This is a genomic window from Pseudomonas poae RE*1-1-14 (assembly GCF_000336465.1).
In the GTDB taxonomy this organism is placed as follows: domain Bacteria; phylum Pseudomonadota; class Gammaproteobacteria; order Pseudomonadales; family Pseudomonadaceae; genus Aquipseudomonas; species Aquipseudomonas poae.
In genome coordinates this window covers 1,085,057-1,097,870 of record NC_020209.1, presented here as the reverse complement: position 1 = coordinate 1,097,870, position 12,814 = coordinate 1,085,057, and the positions used below count along the sequence as shown (strand labels likewise).

The following is a 12,814-nucleotide window of genomic DNA, read 5'->3' as shown; positions in this document are numbered from 1 at the left end:
GCGGGTCATTCACCGCACGGAGAGTAACCGCCTTGGATTGGCCCACCCTGCTGACCCGCGAACGTCTTGGAAAACCCCTGCACAGCCCGGAAGAACTAGGCCGCAGCCCGTTTCACAAAGACCACGACCGCATCATTTTCTCCGGCGCATTTCGCCGCCTGGGCCGCAAAACCCAGGTGCACCCCGTGTCGAGTAACGACCACATCCACACGCGCCTGACCCACTCCCTGGAAGTCAGTTGCGTGGGCCGCTCCCTGGGCATGCGCGTGGGCGAAACCCTGCGCAGCGCCCTGCCCGACTGGTGCGACCCGAGCGACCTGGGCATGGTGGTGCAATCGGCCTGCCTGGCTCACGACATCGGCAACCCGCCATTTGGCCATTCCGGCGAAGATGCCATCCGCCACTGGTTCCAGCAGGCCGCAGGCCGCGGCTGGCTGGACGATATGAGCGGCGCCGAGCGCAACGATTTCCTCAATTTCGAAGGCAATGCCCAGGGCTTTCGCGTACTCACCCAGTTGGAATATCACCAGTTCGACGGTGGCACTCGCCTGACCTACGCCACCTTGGGCACCTACCTGAAATACCCCTGGACCGCACGTCACGCCGACGCCCTGGGCTATAAAAAGCACAAGTTCGGTTGTTACCAGAGCGAGTTGCCGATTCTGGAACAGATCGCCCACAAGCTCGGTCTGCCGCAACTTGAGGAACAACGCTGGGCTCGCCACCCGCTGGTTTACCTGATGGAGGCCGCCGACGACATCTGCTACGCCTTGATCGACCTCGAAGACGGCCTGGAAATGGAGCTGCTGGAATACGCCGAGGTCGAGTCATTGCTGCTCGACCTGGTGGGCGACGACCTGCCGCAGACCTACCGGCAGCTGGGTGCCGAGGATTCGCGGCGGCGCAAGCTGGCAATCCTGCGTGGCAAGGCCATCGAACATCTCACCAACGCTGCGGCGCGCGCCTTCGTTGAGCAGCAGGACGCCTTGTTGGCCGGTACCCTGCCGGGCGATCTGGTGGAGCACATGCACGGCCCGGCCAAGCGCTGCGTACTGGATGCCAAGGACATGGCGCGCAAGAAAATATTCCAGGACAAGCGCAAGACCCTGCATGAAATCGGCGCCTACACCACGCTGGAAATCCTGCTGAACGCTTTTTGCGGTGCCGCACTGGAGCAGCATGGCGGACGCACGCCGTCGTTCAAGAACCGGCGCATCCTTGACCTGCTGGGCAACAGCGCGCCGGACCCGGCCTGGTCGCTGCACGCTTCTTTCCTGCGAATGATCGACTTTATCGCCGGCATGACCGACAGCTACGCCACGCAAATGGCACGGGAGATGACTGGGCGTTCGAGTCCGAAGTGACCCTGGGATCAAGCCGCCTGTTGTGTGAGCAGAAATTGCCTACAGAGCTAACAGAGCGGCCTGATCGAATTCGCGCAGTTATCCAAAGAATAATTGCGCAAGCTTCTGGCCGACTCAGCGAGTCATTCCCAAGCCCCCTATCGACGATTGACTTCCCCGTGTGCCTTCCATGCCCGCTCGCACCGTTCGCATCCTGTTGGTGGAGGATCATCCCTTTCAACTCCTGGCCACCCAATGTCTGCTCAAAAGCTTCGGCTTCGAGCACCTGACCCTCGCAGAAAACGCTGAACAAGCCATCCATTCGATGTGCGCGGCCAACGCCCCTTTCGATCTCATGCTCTGCGACCAATGCCTGCCTGACCTGCCGGGGCTGGAGCTGGTGGAAATTGCCAGCCGCCAGCATTTCATTACCTCAGCCATTCTTCTGAGCGGGCTACCGGCAGTGGAGCTATCGAGCCTTACCGTACAGGCTTTGCAACGCGGCCTGCCCATCCTGGGTTACTTGCCCAAGCCATTAAATAAAGACGAACTTTCCATTCTGATGGCGCCGCTACTTCAACGCTGAATGTAGGACTTTAAACATCAAGCTGCGCGAACCCATGAGTTGAAAAACTAACGACCTCATCTCGCACTGCCAGTGATGTTCTCTAATCATAATTTGCTTACACCAGACACTACAACGCCTTACCGCTGCGTAGGTTGCCACCTCTTTTTATGTAGGAATTTTCCTGTTTTATACCTGTCGCCCCCAAGGCTCATGCTCCCCCCTCATCTTCTGAGCTAATGTGCCCGCTTTATTTGCACTCGCATGGAATGAGATTATGAACACCGTTTTTATCATTGATGATCATCCCGTTATCAGGCTGGCGATTCGAATGTTGCTGGAGCATGAAGGTTATAAAGTCGTCGGTGAAACGGATAATGGCTGCGACGCCATACAGATGGTGCGCGAATGCATGCCCGACCTGATCATTCTGGATATCAGTATCCCGAAACTGGATGGCCTGGAAGTGCTCTGCCGTTTCAACGCCATGAACACGTCGATGAAGACCCTGATCCTCACGGCCCAGTGCCCGACCCTGTTCGCCACACGCTGCATGCGCTCAGGTGCCGACGGCTATGTGTGCAAAGAGGGTGACCTGAGTGAACTGCTGAGCGCCATCCGTGCCGTGCTGTCCGGTTACAACTACTTTCCCAGCCAGGCATTGAACGCCGGCAACGTGGACGGCAACGACATCGAGGAACTTGAATTATTTAAAATGGTAAATGACCGGGAACTGATGGTCTTGCAACTTTTTGCACAGGGTCGCACTAACAAGGAAATAGCTAAAGGTATGTTTTTAAGTAATAAAACCGTAAGCACTTACAAAAAACGACTCATGCAAAAATTGAAAGCGAAGTCCTTGGTAGAACTTATCGAGATGGCAAAACGAAACGCGCTAGTGTGAGAAAGCGGATGCCCAGCCGTATAAAGGATTATTTGGTTATATTAATTGCCGGCGTATGCTTCAGCACGACCGCGCCCGCCGATCATCAAACCGGCCCGGAACACTTCACCTTACTGAGCCGTGCGGGTGCCGTTCAACTGGAGTCTCGACTGGACAAGACTCAGCGTCAGTGGTTGCAGAACAAACGCGAACTGGTGCTGGGGACTGCTGCGCCCGATTACCCGCCCTTCGACCTCACCTCCAGCGGTTACGACTACGAGGGGTGGACCGCCGATTACGCAGGGTTGCTGGCCAATGCCCTGAACCTGCCTATCTCCGTGTTGCGCTATCCCACACGCGAGGCCGCAATCCGCGCCCTCGAATCGGGCGACATAGACCTGCTGGGCTCCTCCAACGGTTTTGAGGCTGCCAACCCGAACCTTATCCTGTCGCAGCCGTACGCGGTGGACCAACCCGTGCTGGTGACCCGCGAGGAAGAAACCCGCAGCCTGAACGATAACCTGGCCGGGCTGCGCTTGAGCCTGGTGTATCACTACCTGCCGCTGGAAGAAGTGGAAAAGCTGTACCCGCAAGCGCACATCAGTACCTATCCCTCTTATCAGAACGCGTTGAACGCGGTGGCGTTCGACCAGGCCGACGTGTTCCTGGGCGATACCATCTCCACCCACTACATGATCAACAAGGGCTACCTGAAAAACGTGCGCATGGCCAATTTCGGCAAACATGAAGCCTACGGTTTCAGCTTTGCGTTACGCCAGGACCAGCGCGTTCTGCTGTCCCTTGTCGATTCGGTACTGGCCGCAGTGCCCATCAACGAACGGGACAGTATTGCCAAACGCTGGAGCGCCGGCAGCGACATCCTGCTCACCGACAAGAAACTGCACCTCACCCCGCGCGAAGAACGTTGGCTGCAGGACCATCCGGTAGTCAGCGTGCTGGTCAATGAAACCTTCGCACCGCTGACGTTTTTCGACGCTGACGGCAACTTCCGCGGCATCACGGCCGACTTGCTGGAACTGATTCGGCTGCGCACCGGCCTGCGCTTCGAGATTCGGCGATCACGCGAAGTCAGCTCGATGATCGAGGAGGTCAGCGCGGGGAAAGCCGATATCATCGGGGCCATTATTCCCAGCGATGAACGCGAGGACCAACTCAACTTCAGCCGCCCCTATCTGGAAAACTCCTACGTACTGTTGACGCGAAAGGAGCCGCAAGCCCCCTTGAACCTGGAGCAGATGGCGGGCAAGCGCCTGGCGATCACCCAAGGCAATCCACTGATAAACATGCTCGCCCAGGACTTCCCGCAGATTCAACTGGTGGAGGCCGGCAATACCTTCAAGGCCTCTGAAATGCTGGTCCAGGGACAGGTGGATGGCGCAGTGAATTCTCTGGTGATTGCCAATTACCTGCTTTCTTCCCAGGCGTTTCAGGACAAGTTGCAGATCAGCACCAGCATCGGCACCCTTTCAGCCACTTTTGCCCTGGCCACATCGCGCAAGGCCACCGAGCTGAGTTCGATCCTCGACAAGGCGTTGCTCAGCATTGCCCCGGACGAGCTGGGCGTCATCAACAGTCGCTGGCGGGGATACTCCGCGGCCTCCGACAGCTACTGGCGCAACTACCACCGCCTGATCACGCAGATCATCATCGGCGCCGGGCTGCTACTGCTGATTTCCCTGACCTGGAACGCCTACATGCGCCGCCAGATCACCCAGCGAAAACTGGCTGAGCGAGCGCTTAACGACCAGTTCGAGTTCATGCGTGCACTGGTCAACGAAACCCCACATCCGATCTATGTGCGAGACCGCAAGGGCTTGCTGCAAACCTGTAACGACAGTTACCTGCAAGTGTTCGGCGTCAAGCGAGAAGACGTGATCGGCAAAAGCGTGATCCAGATGAACATGGCCATCGAGGCCGAGGCCGCGCAATACCACGCTGATTACCAGCGCGTCGTAGCACAGGGCAACCCGCTGATTCTGGATCGCACCCTGCATATCCAGGGTAAAAAAATGACCATCTACCATTGGATTCTTCCCTATCGCGACTCGGTCGGGGAGGTCCAGGGCATCATCGGTGGCTGGATCGATATCAGTGATCGCCGCCAACTGTTCGACGAGCTGCGCGCCGCCAAGGAGCGCGCCGACGAAGCCAATCGGGCAAAAAGCACCTTCCTCGCGACCATGAGTCATGAAATCCGCACGCCGATGAACGCAGTGATCGGCATGCTCGAGCTGACACTCAAGCGCGCCGACCAGGGCCACCTCGATCGCCCGGCCATCGAGGTGGCCTACAACTCGGCCAAGGACTTGCTGGAGTTGATTGGCGATATCCTCGACATTGCGCGCATCGAGTCCGGCCGTTTGAGCCTGGCACCGGAGCGGGTGAACCTGCGGGAAGTGATTGAATCGGTGGTGCGCGTATTCGACGGCCTTGCGCGGCAGAAAACCCTCAGCCTGCTGCTTGAGTTCAAGCCGGAGCTGGACGCCACCGAAGTGCTGATCGACCCGCTGCGCTTCAAACAGGTACTGTCGAACCTGGTCAGCAACGCCATCAAGTTCACCGAACACGGGCAGGTAAAGATCAAGGTGGACGTGCAACCCACCGACCAGCCGCAGCAGGTCGAGATGAAACTGGTAGTCGAGGATACCGGCATCGGCATCAGCCGGGACGACCAGATGCGCCTGTTCGAACCCTTCGCCCAGGCCGACAATTCCGGACACCTGGCCAGGAGCGGCGCAGGACTGGGGCTGGTGATATGTCGCAGCCTGTGCGCCATGATGGGCGGTCAACTGAGTCTGAGCAGTGTGCCGATGGTCGGCACCCAAGTGCATGTCCATTTGAAAATGCCCAGCCTGCAGCCGGTCGAGCGGATGGACGAGCCAAAACCGGCCGACCCCGCCCCTGCGCCGGTACTCAACGTGCTGGTGGTGGATGACCACCCCGCCAACCGCCTGCTGATGTGCCAGCAACTGGGTTACCTGGGTCATCAGTTCACCGCCGCTCCACACGGTGCGGCCGGATTCCAGGCGTGGCGCCAGGAACATTTCGACCTGGTCATCGCGGACTGCAACATGCCCATCATGAACGGCTACGAGTTGAGCCGCTCGATCCGCGAGTATGAACAGCGCGAGCAACTGCCGCCCTGCGTGGTGCTGGGTTTTACCGCCAACGCCCAGCCGGAGGAGAAACTGCGCTGCAAGGAGGCTGGCATGGACGACTGCCTGTTCAAGCCGATCAGCCTAACGGTGCTGGAGCGACAACTGGCGCAGGTGGAGCGCCAATCGCGTGGCACACCCCTGGACCTTGCCAGCCTCGACCACTTGACGGGAGGAGACGCCCAATTAAGTCGTCGCCTGCTGGAAGAGTTATTGAGCAGCAGCCGTGATGACCGTCAGGAGTTGATGGCCCTCACGACGCGGCGCGCGCAGCTTCAAGAGTTCATCGAGCAGGCGCATAAAATCAAGGGCGCCGCACGCATCGTCCAGGCCGGCGCCCTGGCCGCTCAGTGCGAGGCCGTGGAACAGGCCTGTGCCCGGGAAGATGATTGGCCTGCAATCGAAGCCGCGATCAAGGTCCTGGAAAAAGGCATGCTCGAGCTGGAAAGAACGCTGCACATACAACTCAACAGCCTGAAGGCGCAAGACTGATCAGCAATCCGTCAAACGCAGAAAAATGGCCGCCAGTTGTTCGATACCCGCCTGGTCCTGCTCGGTAAAACGGGCCAGCGACGGGCTGTCGAGATCGAGTACGCCAATCAGTTGGTCATTCTTGATCAGCGGCACCACCAGCTCGCTGTTCGAAGCGCTGTCACAGGCGATATGCCCGGCAAATGCGTGAACATCTTCAACCCGCTGGGTTTGCCGCGAGGCCGCCGCCGCGCCGCATACACCGCGACCAAACGGAATGCGCACACAGGCAATCTGGCCCTGGAACGGGCCAAGCACCAGCTCATCGTCACGATTGAGGTAGAAACCGGCCCAGTTAAGGTCGTCCAACTGGTTGAACAGAAACGCGGAAAACTGTGCACTGTTGGCGATGAAATCACGTTCATCCGCCAGCAGCGACTCCAACTGCGCGCATAACATGGCGTAGCCGTCCAGGCCGGTGCCCGCGTGTTGTAAATCGATCATGGTTGACGCTCCAGCAATTTGAGACCCACCCAATAGCGGGCGAATTGATACGCACAGCGGCCGTTACGGTTGCCGCGCCCGGTGGCCCAGCGCACGGCGAGGATGTCGAGGGCTTCATCGCGCTGCCACTGCAGCCCGGCCTTGCTTGCCAACTCGCCGATCCAGTGTTCGACCACATCGAGGAAATGTTCCTGGCTAAACGGATAGAACGACAGCCACAAGCCAAATCGGTCGGACAGGGCAATCTTGTCTTCCACCGCTTCGCTGGGGTGCAGTTCGCCGTCCACGTGCTTCCAGTTGTCATTGTCGCTCTGGTGTTCCGGAACCAGGTGACGGCGGTTGGAGGTGGCATACAACAGCACATTATCCGGCGCCTGCTCCAGGGAGCCGTCCAGCACACTCTTGAGGATGCGGTAGTCGCCCTCACCGGCCTCGAACGAAAGGTCATCGCAGAACAGGATGAAACGCTGCGGCAGCTTGAGCAGCTGCTCGACCACACGTGGCAGATCAGCCAGGTGGTCACGCTCGATCTCGATCAGGCGCAAGCCGGCCTTGGCATGCTGAGCCAGCAAGGCGCGCACCATGGACGATTTGCCGGTGCCACGCGAGCCCCACAGCAACGCATGGTTGGCGGGCAGGCCGTCAAGGAACTGCTGGGTGTTGCGTGCCAGTTGCTCGCGCTGTTTGTCTACGCCGATCAGGTCGGACAGGCGCATGTCGAGGCTGACTTCCAGCGGCAGCAGGAAGCCACTGCGGCCTTCGCGCTGCCAGCGAGCGGCCAGGCACTGGTGCCAGTCGATGGCTTGGCGTGGCGCGGGTAACAAGGGTTCCAGCCGCGCGAGTACCGCGTCGGCACGCTCAAGAAAAGCGTTCAATCGAGAGTCCACGTCTGTTCCTCTGGCAAGTTCCTGAAAAAGATGGCGTATTGGCAGCTGTGCTGCTGGCCGCAGCAGGCTGCACCTGTAAAAATAACCGATTCGTGCCGGGCGAGCCTTGGCCTCTGGATGTTCAGCTATGCTTGCCGGGCGAAAGGAAACGTGAAGTGGTTCAACACTCGATGGATATCAGGTTCGCCCACCGCTTGTCTTATAAACAAGCCAGATTGACTGTGCTGGTAGGTTTCATCCTGGGAACCTTGCTCAGCCTTGGGCAAATTGGCATTGATTATGCCAGCGAAGACGCCTCCATCAACCGTGAAATTCGCTCGCTGATCGAAATCAGCCATAACCCTGCGTCACGCATCGCCTACAACATCGACGCTGAACTGGCCAAGGAACTGACCCTCGGCCTGCTGCATTCCCCCGCCATTATTCGCGCGCAAGTGGTCGATAACAACGGCGTCATACTGGCCGACGTCAATCGTCCGCGCAGCGAAGGCACCTATAGGCCCATCAGTGATTTCCTGTTTGGCGCCAATCGCCAATTCGAAGACCGTCTGTTCCTCAGCCACATGCCCGACGAGTCACTCGGCGTGCTGTACCTGGACGTTGACACTTATGCCTTCGGCAGCCGCTTCCTGCGCCGCGCCGAGATCACGCTGCTCAACGGGTTCGTGCGCAGCCTGCTGCTGAGCGGAATTCTGCTGGGCCTGTTCTACGTGATGCTGACGCAGCCGCTGGTGCGCATCATCCGCGAGTTGAGCACCCGCAAGCAGGCGCGCCTGGACTGCCCGCCAGGGCATGAACAGGATGAGATCGGTGTACTGGTCAACATGGCCAACCAGCAATTCGACAATATGCAGACCGAAATCCAGCAGCGCCGCCACGCCGAAGACCGACTCACCGAGTACCTGGGGCAGCTGGAAGATATCGTTTCGGCGCGCACTCTGGAGCTCAAGGCCAGCAACCAGCGCCTGAGCCAATCGAACGATGAGCTGGAGGCAGCGAAGATGAACGCCCTGGGCATGGCCCAGGCGCGGGCGGCGTTCCTGGCCAACATGAGCCACGAGATCCGTACACCACTCAATGGCTTGCTCGGCATGATCGCGCTGTCCCTGGACAGCCCGCTGAACGCCGAACAGCGTCAGCAACTGTCGATCGCCCACGACTCCGGCAAGGTGCTGGTGGACTTGCTCAACGATATTCTCGACCTCTCCAAGTTCGACGCGGGCCAGTTGGAGCTGGAGCGCATCCCGTTCGACCTGGGCTCCATGGTGGAGGACACCGCCAACCTGCTGTCGCAAAACGCGGCGCCGAGCGTCGAGCTGACCTGCCTGATCGACCCGCATTTTCCGGCACAGGTGCTCGGTGACCCGACGCGGGTACGGCAGATCGTCAGCAACCTGCTCTCCAACGCGTTGAAGTTCACGCGTTTCGGCCGTGTGGACGTACGGCTCAGCGCCCAGGACGGTCAGGTAAAAATCGAGGTCTGCGACACTGGCATCGGCATCGCCCAGGACGCGCAGGTGAAAATCTTCCAGCCGTTCACCCAGGCAGGCGCCGGCATCACTCGCCAGTTTGGCGGCACCGGGCTGGGCCTGGCGCTCACCCATAACCTGTGCGAAGCCATGCACGGACGGTTGAGCATCAGTTCCGAAGTGGGCTTTGGCAGCCAGTTCTGCGCCGAACTGCCGCTGCCCACCCACCTGCCCGCCAGCCGACAAGCACCACTCAAAGGTGAAGTGCTGGTGATCACCCACGCAGGCAGCGGGCTGACGGAGCTGCTCACGTCCCTGTTGCCGCACTGGGGACTGAGCACGCGCTGTGTGACGATGGATGACGACATGACCGGGCAAGCGCCCGACCTGCTGATCACCGACTGCCCGGAATGCCTGTTCCGCATCCGCCCGGGCATTTGCGCGCCGATACTTGTGGTCACCGCCTACGGTAATTTCATGCCCAGCGAAGAGGTCGCCACGTTCGCGCCCTTGCAGCAACAGGCGCGTCCGTTGAGCCGCAATGCGTTGTACCAGATCCTGCAGCGCAACCTGCGCAGCGACACGCAATTGGCGCTCGATACCGTGCAGCGGGAAACCGCGCCGACGGCACACAGGGCGCGCATCCTGCTGGTGGAGGACAACCCGGTCAACCAATTGGTGGCCAAAGGCATGCTCGCCAAGCTGGGTTGTGAGGTGATCGTGGCGGCCCATGGCGGCGAAGCGCTCAGGTTTCTCGAGGAACAGCGTTTTGACATGGTGTTGATGGACTGCAACATGCCGGTGATGGACGGCTACGAAGCCAGCCGCCAGATCCGCCGCAGTGGCCGCTGGCCGGATCTGCCGATTGTCGCCTTGACGGCCAATGCGCTGTCCGAAGAGCGCGAGCGCTGCCGAGCGGCGGGGATGGACGATTACCTGGCCAAACCGTTCCGCCGCGAGGAACTCAATGCCCTGCTGGACCTGTGGGTACCTGAAGCGCCAGCGCGTTGAGCTGCGCAAAACAACACGGTAGTCGCATCGCTCATTTGAGCAGAGCTTCGATCTCCCGGGTCAGGTCCTGCGGCTTGGTGGTCGGGCCAAACCGCTTGACCTGCCGGCCGTCGCGGCCGATCAGGAACTTGGTGAAGTTCCACTTGATGCCCTTGGAACCCAACAGGCCGGGCGCCTGTTTTTTCAACTGCACAAACAAGGGGTGAGCATCGCTGCCGTTGACATCGACTTTCTTGAACAACGGGAAGCTGACGCCGAAGTTCAGCTCGCAGAACTCTGAAATCGCGCCCTCATCGCCCGGTTCCTGTTTACCGAACTGATTGCACGGGAACCCCAGCACCACCAGGCCCTGGTCCTTGTACTCCTGCCAGAGTTGCTCCAGGCCCTTGTACTGCGGGGTGAAGCCGCATTTGCTGGCGGTGTTGACCACCAGAATGGCCTTGCCGGCGAAATCGGCCAGGGTCTTCTGCTCACCCTTGATGGTGGTGCAGGGGATGCTCAGCAGCGTGTCGGCCATGGCAGCGTCTCGATCAGTGAAAGGGCTTGAAGATAGTCGGCCCTTCAATCCTGTGCAATTTGCATAGATGGCGCTGATGGCGCGCAATCAGGGCGTGGGAGGGGCTCGCCCCCATTGGATCTCAGCGCGGGACGAGGTCCAGGCAAACCGAGTTGATGCAGTAACGCAGGCCGGTCGGCGGCGGGCCATCAGGGAACACATGACCCAGGTGCGCATCGCATTTGGCACAGGTCACTTCGGTGCGGATCATGCCGTGGCTGACGTCGCGAATCTCGATCATCGCGCTGTCGGCAATCGGCGCGTAAAAGCTGGGCCAGCCGCAACCGGAATCGAATTTGGTGGTGGAGTCGAACAGCGGTTCATTGCAGCAGATGCAGTGATAGACGCCGTCGGTTCTGGTGTCGTTGTACTTGCCGCTGAACGGGCGCTCCGTGCCTTTGAGACGGCATACGTTGTACTGCTCCGGATCAAGCATCGCTTTCCATTCATCAACGGTTTTCTGCAACTTATCCATGGGTACACCTCGGTCACTGAAAAACCCTGATCTGTGTCTTTTCCACGGATCAGGCGGCACGTATGATTGCGCCTCTTCAAAACGCCAGTCTGGCACCCGCGCCACCGCCATTCAAACGTATTTACAGGTGCGGACCGCGCAGGATTCACAGTACGGTAGTGTCTTCACCGTCTGGATCGTTCATTTTCAGGATCACATCGCCATGCAGGTCAGCAAATCGAACAAGCTCGCCAACGTCTGCTACGACATTCGCGGCCCGGTGCTCAAGCACGCCAAGCGCCTGGAAGAGGAAGGCCATCGCATCCTCAAGCTGAACATCGGCAACCCGGCGCCCTTTGGTTTCGAAGCGCCGGAGGAAATCCTCCAGGATGTGATCCGCAACCTGCCCACCGCCCAGGGCTACAGTGACTCCAAAGGCCTGTTCAGCGCGCGCAAGGCGGTGATGCAGTACTACCAGCAGAAGCAGGTCGACGGTGTCGGTATCGAGGACATTTACCTGGGCAACGGGGTGTCCGAGCTGATCGTGATGTCCATGCAGGCCCTGCTCAACAACGGTGACGAAGTGCTGGTGCCTGCGCCGGACTATCCGCTGTGGACCGCCGCCGTGACCCTCGCCGGTGGCCATCCGGTGCATTACCTGTGCGATGAGGGCGCCGACTGGTTCCCGGACCTGGCCGACATCAAGGCCAAGATCACGCCCAATACCAAAGCGCTGGTGATCATCAACCCGAACAACCCCACCGGCGCGGTGTACTCGAGGGAAGTCCTGCTGGGCATGCTCGAACTGGCGCGCCAGCACAACCTGGTGGTGTTCTCCGACGAGATCTACGACAAGATCCTCTACGACGACGCCGTGCACATCTGCACCGGCTCCCTGGCGCCGGACCTGTTGTGCCTGACGTTCAACGGCCTGTCCAAGTCTTATCGGGTGGCGGGGTTCCGCTCCGGCTGGATCGCGATTTCCGGGCCCAAGCACAATGCTCAAAGCTACATCGAAGGCATCGACATGCTGGCCAACATGCGCCTGTGTGCCAATGTGCCGAGCCAGCACGCGATCCAGACCGCCCTCGGCGGCTACCAGAGCATCAACGACCTGGTATTGCCCCAGGGACGCCTGCTGGAGCAGCGCAACCGCACCTGGGAGCTGCTCAACGACATTCCCGGCGTGAGCTGCGTCAAACCCATGGGCGCGCTGTATGCCTTCCCGCGCATTGACCCGAAGGTGTGCCCGATCCTCAATGACGAAAAGTTCGTGCTCGACCTGCTGCTGTCGGAAAAGCTGCTGGTGGTACAGGGCACTGCGTTCAACTGGCCGTGGCCGGATCACTTCCGCGTGGTGACCCTGCCGCGTGTGGATGACTTGGAAATGGCCATTGGTCGTATCGGCAATTTCCTCAAGTCTTATCGCCAGTAATGAAAATGACACGGTACTGCCAGCTTTTGGCCGTACCGTGATTATCTGGCAACACTTCTC

The 12,814-nt window shown here is 59.7% G+C and carries 10 protein-coding genes; 6 read left to right on the top strand and 4 right to left on the bottom strand.

Annotated features, from left to right (window positions below):
• The first annotated feature begins 32 nt into the window (after positions 1-32).
• The 4 genes from H045_RS05025 (at position 33) to H045_RS05010 (ending at position 6,459) form a co-directional block, all read left to right on the top strand.
• Positions 33-1,364, top strand: coding sequence for a deoxyguanosinetriphosphate triphosphohydrolase (locus H045_RS05025; RefSeq protein ID WP_003233327.1), 1,332 nt, complete (start codon positions 33-35; stop codon positions 1,362-1,364).
• Positions 1,365-1,533: 169 nt separating this feature from the next.
• Positions 1,534-1,929 (top strand): response regulator, encoded by a 396-nt coding sequence (locus H045_RS05020; RefSeq protein ID WP_003233329.1) that lies wholly within the window; start codon positions 1,534-1,536, stop codon positions 1,927-1,929.
• Between the two features lie 256 nt (positions 1,930-2,185).
• Positions 2,186-2,812 (top strand): response regulator transcription factor, encoded by a 627-nt coding sequence (locus H045_RS05015; protein ID WP_015371617.1) that lies wholly within the window; start codon positions 2,186-2,188, stop codon positions 2,810-2,812.
• 8 nt (positions 2,813-2,820) lie between these two features.
• Positions 2,821-6,459 (top strand): transporter substrate-binding domain-containing protein, encoded by a 3,639-nt coding sequence (locus H045_RS05010; protein ID WP_015371616.1) that lies wholly within the window; start codon positions 2,821-2,823, stop codon positions 6,457-6,459.
• Here H045_RS05010 and H045_RS05005 read toward each other — a convergent pair whose 3' ends face one another.
• Together H045_RS05005 and H045_RS05000 are read right to left on the bottom strand one after the other, a co-directional pair.
• Entirely contained in the window at positions 6,460-6,942 is a 483-nt protein-coding gene (locus H045_RS05005) for a GAF domain-containing protein (RefSeq protein WP_003233334.1), read from the bottom strand.
• Entirely contained in the window at positions 6,939-7,829 is an 891-nt protein-coding gene (locus tag H045_RS05000; protein ID WP_003233336.1) for an ATP-binding protein, read from the bottom strand. The genes H045_RS05005 and H045_RS05000 overlap by 4 nt, the downstream gene beginning before the upstream one ends.
• Before the next feature lie 170 nt (positions 7,830-7,999).
• On the opposite strand from H045_RS05000, the gene H045_RS04995 reads away from it, so the two are divergent.
• The gene (locus H045_RS04995; RefSeq protein WP_049818525.1) at positions 8,000-10,309 is read left to right on the top strand and encodes a hybrid sensor histidine kinase/response regulator; all 2,310 of its coding nucleotides are present in this window, start codon (positions 8,000-8,002) and stop codon (positions 10,307-10,309) included.
• A gap of 31 nt (positions 10,310-10,340) precedes the next feature.
• Here the strand turns inward: H045_RS04995 and H045_RS04990 are convergent, their stop codons facing one another.
• Positions 10,341-10,826 carry a glutathione peroxidase gene (locus tag H045_RS04990; protein WP_015371615.1) on the bottom strand — a complete coding sequence of 162 codons (486 nt, stop codon included), beginning with the start codon at positions 10,824-10,826 and terminating at the stop codon, positions 10,341-10,343.
• A gap of 121 nt (positions 10,827-10,947) precedes the next feature.
• A complete protein-coding gene (gene msrB / locus H045_RS04985) occupies positions 10,948-11,340 on the bottom strand; it encodes a peptide-methionine (R)-S-oxide reductase MsrB (RefSeq protein WP_003233342.1) in 393 nt (130 codons plus the stop codon).
• A gap of 202 nt (positions 11,341-11,542) precedes the next feature.
• Here msrB and H045_RS04980 point away from each other — a divergent pair, with 202 nt between their 5' ends.
• Positions 11,543-12,754, top strand: coding sequence for a pyridoxal phosphate-dependent aminotransferase (locus tag H045_RS04980; RefSeq protein ID WP_003233343.1), 1,212 nt, complete (start codon positions 11,543-11,545; stop codon positions 12,752-12,754).
• Positions 12,755-12,814: the final 60 nt, after the last annotated feature.